The organism is Pseudalkalibacillus decolorationis (assembly GCF_024609785.1).
GTDB lineage: Bacteria > Bacillota > Bacilli > Bacillales > Fictibacillaceae > Pseudalkalibacillus > Pseudalkalibacillus decolorationis.
On the sequence record NZ_JANHJQ010000035.1, the window covers coordinates 1 to 19,497 of the forward strand.

Consider the following 19,497-nt stretch of genomic DNA (forward strand, 5'->3'; position numbering starts at 1 on the left):
AAATCATTTGATTGGGATAAGTTCAATCTATTTCTTAGAAAATATCCATTGTCGAAGCTACGAGTAAAAGTGAACATATACGATCTTAGAAGCGAATTAAGCTATATTCTGTAAATGATGATGGAGAAGAGCCGTGTGCGGGAGTACCGCTCGCACGGTTCTGTGAGGGGGGCGGAGCACAATCCATAATGGAAAGGCTCCCTCCTACTCGACAAATTTTGCTGCATAGATGCAATGTCTAGCTTCAGCGCCTAGGTGCTCGAGGTCGCTTCGATTCTTCCACAAACACAAAAAGCGTGTTATGTTGCAGAATCTCCAGCGCTTGCACTCACAAGCATAAGTGCAACTAAGGCAACCGCCTTCACAAAGCTTGGCGCTTACCAAGTTTTCTTTATCGCACCTGGTCAAGGCGCTTCCGCTTTTCTTATTAATCTATCGAATGCTAAAGTAAAAGAATAAAAAATTTCATTCTAGGAAAAGGAATTCTACTCTGTTTTGTCAAATATGTAGGATGGGTCTTTATCGGCAAATTTTTCAAAAAACAGTAGACCATTGATACATAGAAGGAGATGAATGAAATTGACAAATACGACAGCTAGCAAATCTGAGCAAAAATTCATGGAACTTTCTCAGAAGATTACGAGCTACAATGAAGCAATTGGACTCATCGTTTGGGATTTAAGAACAGGGGCTCCGAAAAGGGGAGTAGAACAACGCTCAGAAGTGATTGGGACACTTTCCTCGGAGGTATTTAAGCTATCCACCTCCAAAGAAATGAAAGAGTGTTTAGATTCCTTAAGTGATAACTCACTGCACCCTGAATTATCAATGACAACGAGAAAAGCAGTAGAGGAGTCAAGAAAGGAATTTGAACGCAACGAAAAGATTCCTGAAGCAGAATATAAAGAGTATATTATTCTTCAATCAAAGGCAGAGAATGTTTGGGAAGACGCAAAAACTAAATCGGATTTCTCCATACTACAACCTTATTTACAAAAACTTGTTGATTTCAAAAAGAAATTCGTTGGTTATTGGGGCTATGAAAAGCATCCGTATAACACGTTGTTGGATTTGTATGAGCCAGGTGTAACTGTTGATACAATCGATCATGTTTTCGGACAATTGCGGGAAGCGATTGTTCCACTTTTACAGGATGTAGTTGATGCAAAAGATAAGCCTGAGACATCCTTTTTATTTCAAAACTTTCCTGCAAGCAAACAAAAGGACTTTAGCCTTCATGTATTAAAACAAATGGGCTATGACTTCAATGCTGGACGACTCGATGAAACCGCACATCCATTTGCAATCGGATTGAACCCTGGAGACGTACGTGTAACTACGAAATACGATGAAAAAGACTTCCGTACAGCGGTATTCGGGACGATTCATGAAGGTGGTCATGCTCTCTATGAGCAAAATATTGATGCGAGTTTAATCGGAACACCATTATGCACAGGTACTTCAATGGGGATCCATGAATCACAATCCTTATTCTGGGAAAACTTTGTTGGGCGTAATGAGTATTTCTGGAAGAACAACTATGAAACATTTAAGTCTTATGCAAATGGTCAATTTGATCAAGTATCGGTTGATGACTATTATCGTGCAATAAACGTTGCTGGTCCATCTCTAATCCGAATTGAAGCAGACGAAATGACTTATCCGCTACACATCATTATCCGATATGAGATTGAAAAGGGATTGTTCAGCGATCAGCTGCAGGTTAAAGATTTACCTGAAATATGGAACGAAAAGATGCAAGAATACTTAGGTATCCAACCAAAGAATGATGCAGAAGGTGTCCTGCAAGACATCCATTGGTCTGGCGGTGACTTCGGTTACTTCCCATCATATGCGCTTGGCTATATTTATGCGGCACAATTGAAGGAAGCAATGGTAAAAGACATTCCGGACTTTGATGGTAAACTAGCAGAGGGAAATATGTTGCCAATTAAAGAATGGTTAACCGAAAAGGTTCATAAGCATGGTAAAACGAAGCAACCAATTGAAATTATTAAGGATGTCACAGGTGAGGGCTTGAATGCCGCCCACCTAATTAAGTACCTAAATACGAAATACCGTGACGTCTATCGAATCGGATAAACTAATTAAAAAAATACTGATCAATAGAGAAGCATTTATGCAAAAGTTCTCTGTTTGATCAGTTTTTTTGATTTAGGATTTTCAGAATGATCTCATCACGTTCATCATCCGTAAATACCGAAATGCAATGTAAGAACAAAGTGCAGCAGGCAAGCTTCCTTTTAATCGAATTAGGCATGCCTTCGTCCTCCTTTTTACTTATGGCAACTTTTTTTGTTTAATACAATATATGTTGCTTGTTGATGATTTGAAACATAATTATCTACCTAAATTTTTTCATTGGGAAAAAATAAATTCCCCTTGTAGCGACCTGCCATGAAGGAAATAGAATGAGCTAAGGCGAATTAAATAAAGAAATGTTTGAATTCGAATTGTTTGTGATAGGGTAAAGTATAAAAGTAAAAAAAGTAATAACGAAGGAGATGGTCGTATGTCTTATCAAAAACCTGATCAAAATACCATCAATGAAATCTTAAAAACTAAGACGCGAATCGCTGTCGTTGGATTATCAGATCGTCCTGAGCGAACCTCTTATCAAGTTTCCCAATACATGCAAAAAAATGGATACGAGATTATTCCGGTGAACCCGACGGTTTCGGAGGTGCTTGGTGCAAAGGCATATAAATCCTTAAAAGATATACCAGGGGATATTGATATCGTAAATGTCTTTCGTAGAAGTGAATATTTGCCAGAGGTTGCAAAGGAAACGAAGGAAGTTGGGGCAGATGTTTTCTGGGCACAACTAGGACTCGAAAACGATGAAGCAGCAGAGATATTGCAAAATACAAATACAACCGTTGTTATGGATCGTTGTATAAAAGTTGAACATGCTTCAATCTAGCTTAGATGAGCCACTCGGCACGGGGTGGTTCATTCCTTTTTTCTATACACCTGTATGAAACGAACAAGTTTCGGAAAGATTCAATGGTATATTCTTAATTCAGCATCTGTTGAGGTCGGATTAAGAATGTGTCATTATAGATATCTAGCTAATTTCGTTTTAGCCTTATGGTATAATGATTCACTGTGAGTAGAAATACTTAATAAGAACGGGCTATTTACCGATATTTTAAATGAAATGAACATTGTATGTGAACAGATGTTCTGGTATGATAACAAAGAAAACTAGGCAATACTGGGCTTTGGCGTAGACTGAGCCTAAGTTGCGTTTATTAAAAAGAAAGTAATAGATTGTTTGAGTTTTTGAAAGGGGCACGAGGGTTTTGGCTACTAGAGAACAGCTTACTTATAATGATGATGCGATTCAGGTTTTGGAGGGTCTTGAAGCTGTCCGTAAGCGACCTGGAATGTATATCGGGAGTACCGATGGCCGTGGGTTACACCACCTCGTACATGAAATTGTAGATAATTCTGTTGACGAAGCACTCGCGGGGTACGGAAATGCGATTACCGTCACAATATATAAAGATAACAGTATCAGTGTTACTGATGAAGGGCGCGGAATGCCTACGGGAATGCACAAGACAGGAAAGCCGACACCTGAAGTGATCTTAACTGTCCTCCATGCTGGCGGGAAGTTTGGACAGGGTGGATACAAAACAAGTGGCGGTCTTCACGGAGTTGGTGCCTCTGTCGTCAATGCATTATCTGAGTGGCTTGAAGTGACCATCCATCGTGATGGAGTGAAGTTCCAACAGCGATTTGAAAATGGTGGACGACCTGCTTCAACGTTAGAACGTATAGGTACCACACGCAAATCGGGTACAATCATCCACTTTAAACCAGATACGCACATCTTTTCGACCACAACGTTTAACTACGATACATTAAGCGAACGTTTACGAGAAGCTGCTTTCTTGTTAAAAGGATTGAAAATTGAGCTAATCGACAAGCGAAACAACCAGCAGGATATATTCCAATTTGATACCGGGATTGAGGCATTCGTCACGTATTTGAATGAGGAAAAAGATACGTTGAGCCCAGTTGTTTCCTTCCAAGGGTTCCATAACAGCATTGAAGCCGAATTTGCCTTCCAATTTAACGATGGCTATTCTGAAAATATGCTATCATTTGTAAACAATGTCCGTACGAAAGATGGAGGAACACATGAGTCAGGCTCTAAAACGGCAATGACACGTGTGTTTAATGAGTATGCCCGTAAAACAGGACTACTGAAGGAAAAAGAAAAGAACCTTGATGGATCTGATATTCGAGAAGGGTTAACGGCCATTGTTTCTGTCCGTATTCCTGAGGAAAAGCTCCAGTTTGAAGGACAAACGAAGAGCAAGCTTGGAACAAGTGATGCTCGTTCAGCGGTAGATGCCGTTGTTTCTGAGCAACTCAATTACTTTTTAGAAGAAAACCCAAAGACGAGTGAAATGCTTATTCGTAAGGCAGTTAAAGCTGCTCAAGCACGCGAGGCTGCTCGAAAAGCCCGTGAAGATGCTCGCAATGGTAAAAAGAACAAACGGAAAGATTCGATGCTAAGTGGGAAGTTGACACCTGCCTCATCTCGTAATCCGAATAAAAATGAACTATACCTGGTTGAGGGTGACTCTGCAGGTGGATCTGCAAAACAAGGACGCGATCGTCGTTTTCAGGCCATCTTACCGCTTCGAGGTAAAGTCATCAACACCGAAAAGGCAAAGCTCCAAGACATTTTTAAAAACGAGGAAATTAATACGATTATCAATGCAATCGGTGCTGGTGTCGGTACTGATTTTACAATAAAAGAAACCAACTATGACAAAGTCGTGATAATGACAGATGCAGACACGGATGGTTCTCACATTCAGGTCCTGTTGTTAACATTCTTTTACCGGTACATGAAGCCATTAATTGAAGCAGGCAAAGTGTATATTGCACTACCTCCTTTATATAAAATTAGTAAGGGAAAAGGAAAGAAAGAAGTTGTAGAATATGCGTGGGATGAAGACGGCTTAAAGGATGCAATTAAAAAGATTGGCAAAGGCTATACAATTCAACGCTATAAGGGTCTTGGTGAAATGAACGCAGACCAGCTATGGGAAACCACGATGAACCCTGAAACCCGCACTCTCATACGTGTGAAAATTGAGGATATTGCTCGTGCTGAGCGTCGTGTCTCGGTATTAATGGGGGATAAAGTGGAGCCGAGAAGAAAATGGATCGAATCGAACGTTGCATTCGGTCTGGATGAAGAAACGAACATCTTAGAAAATGAGAACCTGGCTGTTGTAGAGGGGGAGTAATGTTTTGTCGAACGCAGAGAAATATCTTGATTTACCTTTAGAAGACATCATTGGTGATCGTTTTGGTCGCTATAGTAAATATATTATTCAAGAGCGTGCATTACCAGATGCGCGTGACGGTTTAAAGCCAGTACAGCGTAGAATTCTATATGCGATGTATCAAGACGGAAACGTAGCGGATAAACCATATCGAAAATCTGCCAAAACAGTCGGGAACGTAATCGGGAACTTCCATCCACATGGTGATACATCCGTCTATGATGCTATGGTCCGGTTAAGCCAGGATTGGAAGGTAAGGAACGTCTTAATTGAAATGCATGGGAACAACGGAAGTGTCGATGGAGATCCGCCTGCTGCAATGCGTTATACCGAAGCAAGACTTTCAGCAATTGCATCTGAATTGCTTCAAGATATTGATAAGAATACTGTTGATTTCACCCCAAACTTTGATGATACACAAGAGGAACCGGTTGTCTTACCAGCGATGTTTCCCAACTTACTTGTAAATGGCTCTACAGGTATTTCAGCTGGATATGCCACAGATATACCTCCCCACCACCTAGGAGAGGTAATTGAGGCTGTCACCATGCAAATCGATCAACCTGATTGTACCGTTGATGATTTGATGACAGTAATGAAAGGTCCTGATTTTCCGACAGGTGGTATTGTGCAAGGGGCAAAAGGGATTAGGCAGGCTTTTGAAACCGGTAAAGGAAAGGTTGTCGTGCGTGGCAAGACTGAAATCGAAGACATGCGCGTGGGACGTAAACAGATCGTGATTACGGAGATTCCATACGAAGTGAATAAAGCAAATCTCGTAAAAAGAATGGATGAACTTCGTATTGATAAAAAAGTGGACGGTATCTCTGAAGTGCGGGATGAAACGGATCGTACTGGTCTTCGAGTCGTTATTGAGTTAAAAAAAGATGCAGATGCACAAGGCGTTCTTAATTATCTCTTTAAAAACACCGATCTTCAAATTTCATTTAACTACAACATGGTTGCGATTCATAATCGAACACCGAAGTTAATGGGCTTGAAATCATTGATTCAAGCATATATTGAGCATCAGAAGGAAATTGTCACGAACCGCTCAAAATATGAATTGAAGAAAGCTCAGGATCGACAGCATGTAGTCGAAGGTCTGATCAAAGCCATTTCAATTTTGGATGAAGTGATCGCTACGATTCGTGCATCAAAAGATAAGCGTGATGCGAAGCAAAATTTGATTGATAAATATGAGTTTACTGAGCCTCAAGCAGAAGCAATCGTTACGTTACAGCTTTATCGTTTGACGAATACCGATATTGTCACCCTTGAAAAAGAAGCAAACGAGCTTGAAAAGAAAATCAAGGAATTACTTGCGATTTTGAACAGTGAACAAAGGTTACGTACAGTAATTAAAAAAGAGCTTAGTCGTGTTAAGAAAACGTACGCGGATGAGAGACGTACGATAATCGAACAAGAGATTGAAGAGATTAAAATAAATCTTGAAGTAATGATCCCGTCGGAGGACGTTATGGTATCTGTTACGAAGGAAGGGTATGTGAAGCGAACGAGCCCGCGTTCATTCGCTGCTTCAAACGGAGAACCGCCTGGTATGAAGGAAACCGATCGACTACTTAAATTATTCAGCAGCAATACAACGAATACACTGTTGTTGTTTACGAACAAAGGGAACTATCTGTACATTCCAGTTCATGAATTACCAGATATTCGCTGGAAGGATGCTGGTCAGCACGTCACTAATATCGTTTCGATCGATAAAGATGAAATGATCGTTGATGCGATGGAGATTGTTGACTTTAGGGAAGATCAATACTTGTTGTTCTTTACAAAAAACGGAATGGTCAAACGAACCGAACTCTCAAAGTACAAAGCGCAACGGTACTCAAAACCGCTGATGGCACTTAAATTGAAAAACGAGGACGAACTTGTAGATGTACATGTGACAGACGGAAGCAAGGAAGTCTTTATTGCGACTCATACAGGCTATGGTTTATGGTATCAAGAGGAAGAAGTCAGCGTCGTTGGCCAACGGGCAGCTGGTGTTAAAGCTATCAATCTCAAGGAAAACGATTATGTTGTGAGTGGATTTGTGAAAGAAAAAGAGGAAAACACGCAAATAGTGGTCGTAACCAATCGTGGTGCAGTAAAGAAAATGAGACTCCACAATGAATTTGAACTAGCTTCACGTGCAAAGCGCGGAGTTGTCATGCTGAGGGAACTGAAATCGAATCCGCATCGGATCGTAGGAGTATTATCAGCGAACGAAAATGAACTCATTATGATGCAGGCTGAAAAAGGGAAATCAGAGGTAATCGATCCAACCCAATTAAGACCTGCAGACCGGTACAATAACGGATCCTTCATAATCGATGTAGCAACTGAAGGACAAGTAATAAAAGTTTGGAAAGAAGAGAAAGAAGAAGAAGGATACTAGTTTCTAAACAATAAAAGCGGAAGCGCCCTGCTTAGCCACGAAGGTCACTGGAAGACCGACGAGAGGAGGCTGTTGCCGCCGCAGGAGGACTGAAGTGATCCAAGTGGCTGGGCGCTGGAGCTAGACATCACTTCTATGCCTACAAAATTTTATACTTTCTTAACGTGCAAAAAAAAGTGTGATTTCTTAAATGAAATCACACTTTTTTAAATGTTAAAGTATAAAAAATTGCCGCTTTTCTAAATTGTGAAATAAGTCAGTAAGGAGAGACAGATTGAAGTTATCAGCATAGCAATAAGTGGTCTTAATGCCTTAGTACGTAGATCCCGAAGGCTGACGTTCAAACCAAGCCCGACCATCGCTGCTGTTAAACACCAGGTTGTGATCACTGAAACTCCCTCAACAAAACCTTCTGAAATAGGAACTACTGGACCAAGAATATAACTTCCAATGATACTCATCGCTAGAAATCCTATTAAAAACCAAGGAAATTCAATCTTAGTTTGAGCATCATTCCCTACATTTTTTTTCTTCATAATCACAATTAAAATGAAACATAAAGGTACAAGCAGGAATACTCGACCTAATTTTGCAAGTAAGCCGATCGCAAGTGAATCTTCTCCACCTGGTGCAGCAGCAAGCGCCACATGAGCCACTTCATGTAAACTGATTCCTGTCCACATCCCATATTCTACTGGGGATAAAGGTAATATTGGGCGTAAAATCGTATAAGTGATTGCAAAAATGGTACCCATCAGTGCGATTATGCCTACACCGATAGCTGTGTCTTCATCCTTCGCTTTAATAATTGGTGCAACTGCAGCAATTGCTGCTGCACCACAAACACCGGTACCGACTCCGAGTAAAAGGGAGATTTTTTTATCGGCGTTAAATCGTTTTGCCAGCCACACCGTAAACAAGATTGCAAAAAGGATAACCGCGGCATCTCGTAAAAGCAATCCAAGGCCATCTTCTAGGACAACTCCAATATTTAATTTCAAACCATAAAGAATGATTGCAAAGCGTAAGAGCTTCTTAGAAGAAAATTCGATCCCTGTACGGAGGGGTTCTGGATATCCAAATATTTGTCGATAAGCTACAGCAATTATTATAGCTGAAGCTAGTTGGCCAATATGATCGAATCCAGGTACCTTTGCCAAAAGATAACCTAGAAAAGAAATAAGAAAAGTAAAGGCAATACCACCTATCCAAACCCCGAAAGAAGAAGGTTCTTTTTTAGACTGCTGTACTCCCGGATTTTGCGATAGATCATTCATTTTATCTAACTCCATATCTATACCTCCAAAGTTGAGTATACTATAACGATAATGCATAATAAGGTATAAGGAAAATTAATAATTATGATGTTGATGATAAGTAAATTATATGATAAAAACATATATCAGTTACCGTTGGGGGTGAAGGAATGGATCAACAGTTACTCGTCTTTGTGACCGTTGCTGAAAAAGAGAATTTTTCAAGAGCAGCAGAAGAATTGCATATGACTCAACCAGCAGTAAGCCAGTATATACAGGCTTTAGAAAACACACTTGGGACACGGGTGTTAGAACGGAGTAATAAATATGTACGATTAAATAAAGCGGGTGAAATTGTCTATCATCATGCAAAAGAAATAGTAGGACTCTATTCGAAAATGCAGCACTTAATTGACGATCTCACCAATAATGCAAGCGGTAAACTATCCATTGGTGCCAGTTATACGTTCGGAGAATATATATTGCCACACTACATTGCTCAGATGCAAACTACGTTTCCATTAATTAATCCTTCTATAACAATTGGAAACACAAAAGAAATAGCAGAATTAGTCCACGCGCATCAATTAGACGTAGGAATTATCGAAGGGGATCTGAAGGATAATCAGTTACATATTGTACCCATTATCGAGGATTCAATGTATGTAATCGCGGCGTCTAGCCATCGTTTGAGCCAAATAGAGAAAGAGGTAGGTGCAGCCGATATAGAAAAAGAACCGTGGATTGTCCGTGAAATTGGGTCTGGAACGAGAGAGGCTTCTGAGAAATTGTTTAAATCATTAGGGATCATGCCTAAAAAAATATTAGAATTCGGCAGTACGCAGCTTATAAAAGAATCGGTTGAATCAGGACTTGGAATTAGCTTATTATCACAATGGGCATTTCGAAAAGAACAATCCCTAGGTACTATAAAGGTACTTAAGATAAAAAACCTCAATTTAACAAGAAAGTTTTCAATTATTGTAAGAGCACCTTACCAGACAAAAGCATTAGAGGTGTTTATAGATTTACTTCATGATAAACAAATTTTGGCTTCTTTAACGACGACCAATTCCGTAATTGATTTAAAATAAAGGATTTTACAACCTTTTGTCGAAAAAGAAGGGGTCAGATTTCAACTAGCTTCTTAAGGAGATGGTTTTGTGCGATTTGAAGGGAAAAATATTTACATACGTTATTGTGAGGAGAGTGATGCTGAGGAATTTTTACAATTTCAAAATCGTAATCGCGAATTCTTTCAGCAATTTTCAGCAATAAGAGAAAAGTCATTCTATACACATGAAGCACAACTTGATTTAATTAAAGATGAACTAAAGAAGCGGGAGGAAGATCGCCATTATTCGTTCGGAGTTTATCTTCTTGAAACCGACGAATTAATCGGAAAAGTAACACTCATGGAGGTGTTAAGAGGAGGTTTGCAAAGTTGTTTTATAGGCTATTTCCTTGATAAAAAACATAATGGAAAAGGGTATATGACAGAAGCTGTGAAACTGGTTGTCCTATATGGATTTGAAACGTTAAAGCTGCATCGAATCGAGGCAGGGGTAATGCCGCATAATATCGGGTCAATTCGGGTTCTTGAAAAGGCAGGCTTTGAAAAAGAAGGGATAGCAAGGAAAAACGTAAATATTAATGGAAAATGGGAAGATCATCAAGTGTTAGCAATCATTAATGAAAATTGGTAAAAACATAAAGAAAACTTGGCTATCGTCTTATTTGCTCTTATACTTTCTTAACGTGTGAAACAGGGCTGCCCTTAGCTTTTGGCCACCCTTGTTTCCTTAGAATAGGTTACAGACAATGTTTACTTACCAAAAGTAAGCATTCTGGTTTCTACCACTTGTGGAATTTAACCGAATATAGACACTGTCTGATTAAAGGGAGTAAAAGAATCACCATTCCACTCTAAATTAGTAGTGAGCAACCCGAGTCCATCAGCGTTATAAAGCCCCGTAATTCGCTGATATGTCAAAAGTTCATAGGTTCCATCACGTTCAAAGTCTACTGGATAAACTGCACCAAGTGGATTTACGCCACCGGTAATGGGCTTTTTTAGTTTCCCATTTTGATTATAAATTTCAGATAGATATTCGTTACCCTTGTATTGAATATCAATTACAAATGATTCTCCAGAATTATTGTTCATCACCTTAACTTTATATCCATCCTGATAATTGACTTGATAAGAATCTTCTTTGTTAAACACTTCATAATCAAAAATCTTATTTGACTGGTTTCGCAAAAAAGAGTAGATATAATCATATGTCACACCACCGGAACCGCCGGAGTCCATTCGTATCAAAATATCCTCGACTCGATCCTTAGTAAAATCCCCGAGGAAAAGTGTTGGGTGATATCCAGTGCTCGTACTGAGTGGGACCTCCGTTCGCTGATTCGTCCGACCATCTTGAACCCAAAGCGTGATCTTTTCATAAAAAGGACTATCGGGGAAAGGCTTCGAACCAGTCAAATAGACGATATCAGGAATGCGGTCTCCAGATACATCCCCTCTTTTCATATCTAGTAGAGCCCGGTTATACATTGCGCCTCTCATACCAACCATCCTCTCTAAAATTCTGCTTTGCTATTGTATGCGTTTTTTAATGTTAGGTGAATGGTTATATTTTTTATGAATTTTCCCGCTTTCTATTTATCAAAGAGCTTGATCCCACACAGTTCAAATGCATCCGAACTTGGTGTATATCCAACCAATTTTTTCGTTTCTTCTATATCAAGTCGTTTAAACCTATTGTTTGAAATGCCATGTAAAACAGAAAAAGGTGGTAAGTTCTTTGCAGTGATTGACTTTAAAAGAAGGTCATTAAAATCTTCGGGACTTAGGTAGGCACTCATATCCCGAGCTGAGAGAGATTTACCATTTGGTTTATAATCATCATATGCCCCTATTCGGATAGCAATGCTTTGCAATCCTTCTGTATATGCAAAATATGAAGCAACCGCTTCTACAAAACACTTACTGACTCCGTACATATTTTTTGGCCTAATAGGTGAATTAGCATTTACTTGGGAATCCAATGGATAGCTTTCGATTGTTTGAGCACTAGAAGCAACTATCATTTTGGATACGTTATTATCTTTAGACGCTCTAAAGATATTATAGGTTCCCTTTATATTACTTTCTAATAAAGAGCCATAAAAATCAGCATCTGGTGAAGGATCACCAGCCAAGTGTATAACTAAATCTATATCTGTGCTAGCTTCTTGACAAGCTTCTAAATCAGATACATCTAAATAAATAGTCTCATGATTCGTATCTTTGAAAACCTCTAAAGCAGATAAGTTAATATCTGCTAGTCTTAACTGGTAATTTTCCTGTTTACCTAAAATGTTTGCAACATCTTGGCCGATCTTACCTGCTGCGCCTGTAACTAAAATTCTTTTCATCTAATTTCATCCTCCAACCACTAAGTTATATATCAACCAATAAAAAGCACGTACTCGATAATTAGCTATTCCAATTATCCCAATTATCCCTATTCGAGGCAGAGGTTGATTTTTCATAAGCGTCATCCCTTTTAGTACGTTTGTTCTTTTTCTTATTCAACTCATCCCCATAAAATTGGTTTCCGAGTCCGAGTTTAGACCGAATAATCCCCCAAAGTATAGGCACGGCAAATAGCACGATAATCCCTAGTAACATCCATAATCCGGTACTCATAAAATCCCTCCTTTTTGATGTATAAGTATATACTCATTATCCTAAGTTCAGTTTATCATGAATCACAAATTAACTGGATGGATTATGCATATTTTATAGACGCTGGGACTTGTTTTACAAGACTCAGCGTAGCAGGGCTTCTATCAAATTGATAAAGAGCCTGAAGGAAGGCTCTTTGTTTTTGCAACAGTTATTTGTTACCTTAAAAGAATTAAACTTCAGTTTTCTTGTTTCCTGGAATGGATGATGTACTACTACCATCCGTCACGACTTCTAGAAGCTGATGTTGTTTTTTCGTAAGACTCCTCTTTTTTTGTTCTTTTATTCTTTTCTTTATCCATCTCATCCCCATAGAACTCGTTACTAGTCCCAAGCTTTGATTTTATTATCCCCAATGTAATTGGTAAGAGAAAAAGCGCGATAATAATTATTACTATCCAAAATTCAATGCTCATAAAACTCCCCCTTATCACTCGAGTGTAATTGGTCGTTTTACATACTTATTCTTATTTATTGCTAATATTATCATGATTTACCAATTAAATAGGTTGTTTTGTATATTTAACCTTCATTCGAAAAACACTATTAAAAAAGGAGGTATCGGTATGGGAAAAGAACATTTTACAGCAGTCCGGAAAGATGAGGATGGTAAAATCCAAATGTTTCAAACCAGTTCTGGAAGAGAAGTATCTTATGAAGAAGCGATTAAAGAAATCGACAACGAGAAAATTGAAGGCGTCAATGTTGTCAGGGAAGAAGATGGAGAGACCTATATTCGTTCCAATCCTGACAATCGAACAGATAATAACTTAGATGGATTACCGATTTTTTAAAGCTGGAATCCCCAGCTTTTCTTTATACTATAGAAAGTATAAAAATACTTTCTATAGTATAAAGTTCAACTAAGGCGATCTCCAGTGCATAATTTTTTCTGAAAGAGAATTAAATCATTTGCTTTTTTAAAAATACGTGCTATTATATTAATTGTTGATATACTTTAAGTAAGTTACTAACATAAAAGGATTAAGTGGAGGGGAATATACAAATGGCAGAAGTACTTTATATTACAGCAAACCCAAAATCAGTCGAGGAATCAATTGGACTTTCCGTTGGGGAAGAGTTCATTCATGCATACAGAGAAGCGAACCCAGAAGATGAGGTTGTACGACTCGATCTATACGAATATGACATTCCTTATATCGACACAGATGTATTTAATGGCTGGGGTAAGTTACAACAAGGTACGGCATATGATGAGTTATCTGTTGATGAGCAGGATAAGGTTAGACGAATCAATGCGCTTACTGAACAATTCAAAAATGCTGATAAGTACGTCTTCGTGACACCGATGTGGAACTTCAGTGTACCACCAAGAATGAAAGCATACATTGATACGATCGCAATTGCTGGTCAAACGTTTAAATATACAGCGGAAGGACCGGTTGGACTCTTAGGTGATAAAAAAGCACTTCATATCCAAGCTCGTGGCGGTATCTATTCAGAAGGTCCAGCAGCGGAGCTTGAAATGGGAGATCGCTATATCCGTAACATAATGAGCTTCCTTGGAGTCAATGATGCGGAATCATTAATTGCAGAAGGTCATGCAGCAATGCCAGATAAAGCAGATCAAATTAAAAATGAAGCAATGGAAAAAGCAAAAACACTAGCAAAACAATTTTAATGATTTTAAACATGAAGAGCCCCGGGTTGATCACACCCGAGGCTCTATTTTTTTGCTAAAAGGTAAGAAAGTAATGAATTTTACTTCCGCTTTTGGTCTACCTCCAGCGCCCAATCACCCGGTTCCCATCAGTCCCTAATTAGTCAGCTTGTGTGAAGCGAGAAGTTCAAGGGAATGAAGTTCTGAGGACCGGAGCTTAGTTCACCTAAATGAGGGGCTGGAAGAACAAAGTTTACGACGAAATTCGAAGCTAACCGTAAGATGACGCGCTTATTCGTCGTGTGGTTTGTAAGGAACTTGATCGAGCGGTACAACCATCGAATAATCATAGGAATAGAATTTTGAAGGGACGGCACCATTTTGGTAATCCAAAACAGAATCATTTAACGTGTTGTCACTCTTTACATTTTCAAATGTTGGAACTTCACGTAGTGGTATATCCTGGCGGTGATTATACACATATAAGACCCCCATATTTTGAATTAATTAGTCTATTCGACACAAGACCATTGTCATCCTCTAATATATGGAAAAATATTTAGAAATATACACATGCCTAATCTTGCAAGAAAATATTGACAATATTTTCTTTATATGGTTAGTTAGATAAGTAATTAACGAAAGTGTTCGGTGAAACACCTTATGAAAACAATCATGTGCTCAGTCGGGTATGCTTCATTAAAGAGGGTCAGAAATACCCAGATAATTATCGCGTTATCGATGTATTAAAGGTTGCTTCTTCAATTTTCCCGAAATCAGGACACGATAGTGTGCGTGGAAGATACACGACTCTTCGTCTAATCAGGTTGTCTACGCGGAACTGCCAGGTGCGGAACATGTTTTTGATATGTTTCACTCCATTTGTAACGAAGCAGTCATGGACGGCATCGAAGCCTTCGCTGCATGGGTACGAGCCAATAACAAACACAATACTAATCGTGCTTAAGCGTTTGAACGAGGAATCCTTGTTATCATGGTAGGGTTATCTTAAATAGGGAGGGGTGGAGGACATGCCGAAATTTTTGTTTGAGGTGTCGGAAGTTCAGACATTAGAAAAAGAATCGGATGATCAAATGCTTGAAAATAAATTGGCAATCGTGAAAGCAGAAGTCATTAACAAAGAATCAGGTACTCGTATTTGTAAAGGTGTCATTCCGGTCATGTATAATGATGATGGCGTCTATCCCTCCATAAGTACAATTAATTCATTGGATGCATCCAAATATATAAAAACAGAGCTAATGTTTCGTTCCAAACGGTACATAAAAAAGCTAAGAAGGTGGTTATAGATGAAATTGAATTTTCTCTGATAAATAGGATGAAAACCCCTTTCTAAAGATCAATTATAATGTTTATATATAACATATAGAACTTACTGTAAAATCAATGTCGATCTAATGATTAAGCAGTTAAAATGAAGCAGTAAATAAATTTGCTTAGAGGTGAACAGAATGAAAAAGTTAAGGTTTCTGACGGTTTCATTATTGCTAATCGGAACATTAGGGTTAAGCGCAATTTTCCAAACACCAGATGAAGCAGGTGCATCTGAGAAGAATCTGAATGTTAAAAAGCTCGACGTTGATGAATTTTTCTCTGATCATGAAGGAACGTTCATTTTACGTGATATGAAGAAAGGAAGAACATTTGTCTATAATCAAGAAAGAGCTGATCAAAGACTTACACCGGAATCGACGTTCAAAGTTCCTAATGCACTTATCGGACTACAAGTAGAAGCGGTACAAGATGAATATGATATAAAGTATTGGGATGGTGTTGAACGGGAAATCGAAATCTGGAATCAGGATCACACACTTGGGTCTGGAATGCGTCATTCCGTCATTTGGTATTATCAAGCGATGGCTCGTGACATCGGAGAGGACCGAATGGAGGAATGGGTCCAAAAAATTTCCTATGGTAACCAAGATATTAGTGGTGGAATTGATCAATTTTGGTTAGATAGCTCACTCAAAATCACCCCATTGGAACAAACCGAATTTATGGAAAACTTATATAAAGAAACACTTCCTTTTGATAAAAATGTGATGAACACCGTTAAACAGATGATGATCCAGAAGGAAGGGGATGACTATACCCTTTATGGAAAAACAGGTACACGTTTATCCGACCTAGGATTAGGCTGGTATGCTGGTTTTATAGAAACAAAGGGCCGAGACTATGTTTTTGTCACAAATGTCGCAGGGACTGGTACTACGGCAAAAAACATTACGTTAGACATATTAGAGAAATATCATATAATAGCAGATTGACTACCCGCCACCTACCGTACGTTTGAAGTGGAAGCTTCTGGTTCAGACATACGTTGCTGTACGACCGTTTCCCTTTCAATGAGGAAGCGGTTTTTCCACTTTTCAATTACGACAAACCTTTTTGTTCTCAGTTTGCAAGAGCACCCGGAACAAGAAACAAACACCAGAAGTCATGATATAGAGAATGAACCTTGGTGATGTTGAAGGAATCACTCCTATGTCTAATTTTCAAATCTACCCGTGAAACATATATATATTTTAAAGATGTAATAGGAAGGAAGATGTTTAATGAAGTTAAGGGAAGATTTATCAACGATAGGCTTTATAGGTACAGGTGTTATGGGAAACAGCATGGCTAAAAACTTATTAAATGCTGGATACTCGGTTTCAGTACATACGAGAACAAAATCCAAAGCAAACGAGCTTGTTGAAGAAGGAGCCACCTGGAGGAATTCTGTAGCTGACCTTGCTTCTGAATCGAATGTCATCATTACCATGGTCGGGTATCCTCACGATGTAGAAGAAGTATACTTTGGAGAAAAAGGGATCATAGAGAATGCTATGCCAAATTCGTATGTTATTGACATGACAACGTCAAGCCCGACTCTTGCTAGGAAAATATATGAATCTGTACTTTCAAGAAAGATCCATTCACTTGATGCACCTGTTTCTGGTGGTGATATCGGCGCTAGAAGTGGAAAGCTGGCGATTATGGTTGGTGGTGAACGGGAAGCTTTCGAAGCTGTCAAACCAATCTTTGTAGTGATGGGGGAAAATATCATTCTTCAGGGAAAAGCAGGTTCAGGGCAGCATACCAAAATGTGCAACCAGATAGCGATAGCTTCGAATATGATCGGTGTATGTGAAGCGATTGTGTATGCCGAAAAAGCAGGTTTGGACCCGTCAAGAGTACTGAAGAGTATTACCACTGGTGCTGCAGGAAGCTGGTCCCTCAGCAACTTAGCACCTCGAATGATAACTGGAGATTTCGAACCTGGCTTTTATATTAAACATTTCATAAAAGATATGAGTATAGCGCTCGAAGCAGCTAAAGAAATGGATATGCTGACACCTGGACTGGAATTGTCGCTATCACTATATAAATCATTGGCCGAACAAGGAGAGGAAGAACGTGGCACACAGGCACTGATTAAGTGGTTTCAGTCTAATTCTGTTTAAACTTTTATAAAAATGAAACGAACAATAGGATAGACACAATAACGGAAGATCAAAAAGCAGGCCAGCGCCTGCTTTTTACACGTTAAGAAAGTATAAATACTTTCTATAGTATAAGTGCAACTATGGCGATCACCTGCGCCAAGGCTTGGCGCTAGCCAAGTTTTCTGTATAATGGTCATTTCGCCCTTTTTTCTAATAGCGGTAATAAAGATCAACCGATAACCCTCCAATTAAAAGTATGTCAGATTATCTTACATAAGAGTTGAATGTCAGACTTTTCAGTATAAAATAAAAGTATCGAATGTCGGTGTCAGGTTTTTTGACATCAATAAATAATTAATCTTACATTGGGGGCGTTGTTCATGGAAGACATCATGTTTTCATTAAATAGTGTTTGGCTAATGCTGGGAGCTATTTTGGTCATCTTTATGCAAGGCGGCTTTATTTTACTTGAAGCGGGTTCAACCCGTATGAAAAATGCCGGTCATATTGCCGGAAAGACCATCTTTACATTTGGGATTGCGTCTATTTTATTCTGGGCTGTGGGATATGGATTTATTTTTGGTGATAACGGAAACTTTTTCATCGGATTGTCTGATTTTTTCTATTCTGGTTATGAAATCGAAGGAATGAGTTATTCAACGGCTGCTTACTTTATATTTCAGCTTGCATTCGCTGGTATCTCATTAACGATTGCGTTTGGAGGATTTGCTGAGCGTGCAAAACTTTCTGTCTACGTTGTTTTTGCCATTCTTTTCTCTGCCTTCGTATATCCGGTAGTTGCGCACTGGATATGGGGCGGCGGTTGGTTAGCGGAACACGGAAAGCAAGATTTCGCAGGTTCTACCGTAGTTCACTTAACGGGTGCGATGGCTGCGTTTGCGGCGACCATCCTTTTAAAACCAAGAATGGGTAAGTTTAATAAAAATGGTACAGTGAACAATTTATATGGTCACAATCAGGTTTTTACAGCTTTAGGTGTTTTAGTTTTATGGATCGGTTGGTTTGGTTTTAATGGCGGCAGTACATTTGTAGTTGATGATGGATTTTTCGGATTTGTTGCTGTAAATACCAACTTAGCAGCTGGTGCTGGAGCGGTTTCCGCTTTGATCATTTCATGGATCGTCCTAGGGAAATCAGACATACCGACGATGTTAAATGGTGCACTGGCAGGGCTCGTTGCTATTACAGCATCATGCGCTTTTGTTGAAACATGGGCTGCGGTTGTCATCGGGTTAGTTGCTGGAGTACTCGTATTCTATAGCGTGAAATTTTTCGAAAAACTTAAAGTGGATGATCCGATCTTTGCACTATCCGTTCACGGTGCTGCCGGAGTATGGGGGACGTTGTCGACCGGATTGTTTGCAACACCAGAATTGGCGACAGTTGGATTACCTGGTTTATTTTATGGAGGAGGATTTACGCAGCTCGGTGTGCAGGCGATGGGTGTTGCGGTTTCGGGTGCTTACGCCTTTGCAGTATCATTTGTAATTTTATACACTATGAAAAAAGTAATGAAAGGATTACGTGTTACTGAGGAAGAAGAGATTATTGGTTTAGATTTAAGTGAACATGGGAGTTATGGTTACCCAGAAGCATTCGTGACGAAAGAAAAGCAAAAGATTAGCAGCTGAACTTTAGAGATTAAAGCATTGGGATCTGATCTCAAATGCTTTA

18 protein-coding genes and 1 pseudogene are annotated in these 19,497 nt (G+C 39.1%); 13 read left to right on the forward strand and 6 right to left on the reverse strand.

Annotated elements, in window-relative coordinates; all coding sequences use genetic code 11:
• Positions 1–573: 573 nt before the first annotated feature.
• From NON16_RS22230 to parC, 4 genes are all read left to right on the forward strand, one after another.
• Complete coding sequence (locus NON16_RS22230) at positions 574–2,103, forward strand: carboxypeptidase M32 (RefSeq protein ID WP_257351595.1); 1,530 nt, start codon at positions 574–576, stop codon at positions 2,101–2,103.
• Positions 2,104–2,533: 430 nt separating this feature from the next.
• Complete coding sequence (locus NON16_RS22235; RefSeq protein ID WP_257351596.1) at positions 2,534–2,944, forward strand: CoA-binding protein; 411 nt, start codon at positions 2,534–2,536, stop codon at positions 2,942–2,944.
• 382 nt (positions 2,945–3,326) lie between these two features.
• Entirely contained in the window at positions 3,327–5,294 is a 1,968-nt protein-coding gene (gene parE / locus NON16_RS22240; protein ID WP_257351597.1) for a DNA topoisomerase IV subunit B, read from the forward strand.
• A 4-nt stretch (positions 5,295–5,298) separates the two neighbouring features.
• Positions 5,299–7,737, forward strand: coding sequence for a DNA topoisomerase IV subunit A (gene parC, locus NON16_RS22245; RefSeq protein WP_257351598.1), 2,439 nt, complete (start codon positions 5,299–5,301; stop codon positions 7,735–7,737).
• A 239-nt stretch (positions 7,738–7,976) separates the two neighbouring features.
• Here the strand turns inward: parC and NON16_RS22250 are convergent, their stop codons facing one another.
• Complete coding sequence (locus NON16_RS22250; RefSeq protein WP_257351599.1) at positions 7,977–9,029, reverse strand: YeiH family protein; 1,053 nt, start codon at positions 9,027–9,029, stop codon at positions 7,977–7,979.
• Between the two features lie 134 nt (positions 9,030–9,163).
• Here NON16_RS22250 and NON16_RS22255 point away from each other — a divergent pair, with 134 nt between their 5' ends.
• The gene (locus tag NON16_RS22255) at positions 9,164–10,087 is read left to right on the forward strand and encodes a LysR family transcriptional regulator (RefSeq protein WP_257351600.1); all 924 of its coding nucleotides are present in this window, start codon (positions 9,164–9,166) and stop codon (positions 10,085–10,087) included.
• Positions 10,088–10,156: 69 nt separating this feature from the next.
• Entirely contained in the window at positions 10,157–10,699 is a 543-nt protein-coding gene (locus NON16_RS22260) for a GNAT family N-acetyltransferase (RefSeq protein ID WP_257351601.1), read from the forward strand.
• A gap of 164 nt (positions 10,700–10,863) precedes the next feature.
• On the opposite strand, the gene NON16_RS22265 is transcribed toward NON16_RS22260, so the two are convergent.
• From NON16_RS22265 to NON16_RS22280, 4 genes are all read right to left on the reverse strand, one after another.
• A complete protein-coding gene (locus NON16_RS22265) occupies positions 10,864–11,568 on the reverse strand; it encodes a VCBS repeat-containing protein (protein ID WP_257351602.1) in 705 nt (234 codons plus the stop codon).
• Between the two features lie 92 nt (positions 11,569–11,660).
• Positions 11,661–12,419, reverse strand: coding sequence for an NAD-dependent epimerase/dehydratase family protein (locus tag NON16_RS22270; protein WP_257351603.1), 759 nt, complete (start codon positions 12,417–12,419; stop codon positions 11,661–11,663).
• Between the two features lie 61 nt (positions 12,420–12,480).
• Complete coding sequence (locus NON16_RS22275) at positions 12,481–12,693, reverse strand: hypothetical protein (RefSeq protein ID WP_257351604.1); 213 nt, start codon at positions 12,691–12,693, stop codon at positions 12,481–12,483.
• 254 nt (positions 12,694–12,947) lie between these two features.
• Complete coding sequence (locus NON16_RS22280) at positions 12,948–13,148, reverse strand: hypothetical protein (protein ID WP_257351605.1); 201 nt, start codon at positions 13,146–13,148, stop codon at positions 12,948–12,950.
• A gap of 150 nt (positions 13,149–13,298) precedes the next feature.
• Here NON16_RS22280 and NON16_RS22285 point away from each other — a divergent pair, with 150 nt between their 5' ends.
• Positions 13,299–13,526: a DUF3892 domain-containing protein gene (locus tag NON16_RS22285; RefSeq protein WP_257351606.1), complete on the forward strand. Its 228-nt coding sequence runs from the start codon at positions 13,299–13,301 to the stop codon at positions 13,524–13,526.
• Positions 13,527–13,738: 212 nt separating this feature from the next.
• Positions 13,739–14,374: an FMN-dependent NADH-azoreductase gene (locus NON16_RS22290; protein ID WP_257351607.1), complete on the forward strand. Its 636-nt coding sequence runs from the start codon at positions 13,739–13,741 to the stop codon at positions 14,372–14,374.
• 270 nt (positions 14,375–14,644) lie between these two features.
• On the opposite strand, the gene NON16_RS22295 is transcribed toward NON16_RS22290, so the two are convergent.
• Positions 14,645–14,833 carry a hypothetical protein gene (locus NON16_RS22295; protein ID WP_257351608.1) on the reverse strand — a complete coding sequence of 63 codons (189 nt, stop codon included), beginning with the start codon at positions 14,831–14,833 and terminating at the stop codon, positions 14,645–14,647.
• A 161-nt stretch (positions 14,834–14,994) separates the two neighbouring features.
• Here NON16_RS22295 and NON16_RS22300 point away from each other — a divergent pair.
• The 5 genes and pseudogenes from NON16_RS22300 to NON16_RS22320 all read left to right on the forward strand — a co-directional run.
• Positions 14,995–15,126: pseudogene (locus tag NON16_RS22300) on the forward strand (ABC transporter ATP-binding protein); the annotation flags it as partial.
• Positions 15,127–15,384: 258 nt separating this feature from the next.
• Positions 15,385–15,663, forward strand: coding sequence for a hypothetical protein (locus NON16_RS22305; protein WP_257351609.1), 279 nt, complete (start codon positions 15,385–15,387; stop codon positions 15,661–15,663).
• A 162-nt stretch (positions 15,664–15,825) separates the two neighbouring features.
• Complete coding sequence (gene blaOXA, locus NON16_RS22310; RefSeq protein WP_257351610.1) at positions 15,826–16,641, forward strand: class D beta-lactamase; 816 nt, start codon at positions 15,826–15,828, stop codon at positions 16,639–16,641.
• Between the two features lie 288 nt (positions 16,642–16,929).
• On the forward strand, positions 16,930–17,820 hold the full coding sequence (locus NON16_RS22315) for an NAD(P)-dependent oxidoreductase (RefSeq protein WP_257351611.1): 891 nt from the start codon (positions 16,930–16,932) through the stop codon (positions 17,818–17,820).
• 362 nt (positions 17,821–18,182) lie between these two features.
• Positions 18,183–19,454, forward strand: a complete 1,272-nt coding sequence (locus tag NON16_RS22320; RefSeq protein WP_257351612.1) for an ammonium transporter — start codon at positions 18,183–18,185, stop codon at positions 19,452–19,454.
• Positions 19,455–19,497: the final 43 nt, after the last annotated feature.

What these genes read in the sequence shown, in the direction of transcription:
- NON16_RS22230 (WP_257351595.1), top strand. Translation starts at nt 574, where the DNA reads ATGAAATTGACAAATACGACAGCTAGCAAATCTGAGCAAAAATTCATG.
- NON16_RS22235 (WP_257351596.1), top strand. Translation starts at nt 2,534, where the DNA reads ATGTCTTATCAAAAACCTGATCAAAATACCATCAATGAAATCTTAAAA.
- NON16_RS22250 (WP_257351599.1), bottom strand. Translation starts at nt 9,029, where the DNA reads ATGGAGTTAGATAAAATGAATGATCTATCGCAAAATCCGGGAGTACAG.
- NON16_RS22255 (WP_257351600.1), top strand. Translation starts at nt 9,164, where the DNA reads ATGGATCAACAGTTACTCGTCTTTGTGACCGTTGCTGAAAAAGAGAAT.
- NON16_RS22265 (WP_257351602.1), bottom strand. Translation starts at nt 11,568, where the DNA reads ATGAGAGGCGCAATGTATAACCGGGCTCTACTAGATATGAAAAGAGGG.
- NON16_RS22270 (WP_257351603.1), bottom strand. Translation starts at nt 12,419, where the DNA reads ATGAAAAGAATTTTAGTTACAGGCGCAGCAGGTAAGATCGGCCAAGAT.
- NON16_RS22275 (WP_257351604.1), bottom strand. Translation starts at nt 12,693, where the DNA reads ATGAGTACCGGATTATGGATGTTACTAGGGATTATCGTGCTATTTGCC.
- NON16_RS22280 (WP_257351605.1), bottom strand. Translation starts at nt 13,148, where the DNA reads ATGAGCATTGAATTTTGGATAGTAATAATTATTATCGCGCTTTTTCTC.
- NON16_RS22285 (WP_257351606.1), top strand. Translation starts at nt 13,299, where the DNA reads ATGGGAAAAGAACATTTTACAGCAGTCCGGAAAGATGAGGATGGTAAA.
- NON16_RS22290 (WP_257351607.1), top strand. Translation starts at nt 13,739, where the DNA reads ATGGCAGAAGTACTTTATATTACAGCAAACCCAAAATCAGTCGAGGAA.
- NON16_RS22305 (WP_257351609.1), top strand. Translation starts at nt 15,385, where the DNA reads ATGCCGAAATTTTTGTTTGAGGTGTCGGAAGTTCAGACATTAGAAAAA.
- blaOXA (WP_257351610.1), top strand. Translation starts at nt 15,826, where the DNA reads ATGAAAAAGTTAAGGTTTCTGACGGTTTCATTATTGCTAATCGGAACA.
- NON16_RS22315 (WP_257351611.1), top strand. Translation starts at nt 16,930, where the DNA reads ATGAAGTTAAGGGAAGATTTATCAACGATAGGCTTTATAGGTACAGGT.
- NON16_RS22320 (WP_257351612.1), top strand. Translation starts at nt 18,183, where the DNA reads ATGGAAGACATCATGTTTTCATTAAATAGTGTTTGGCTAATGCTGGGA.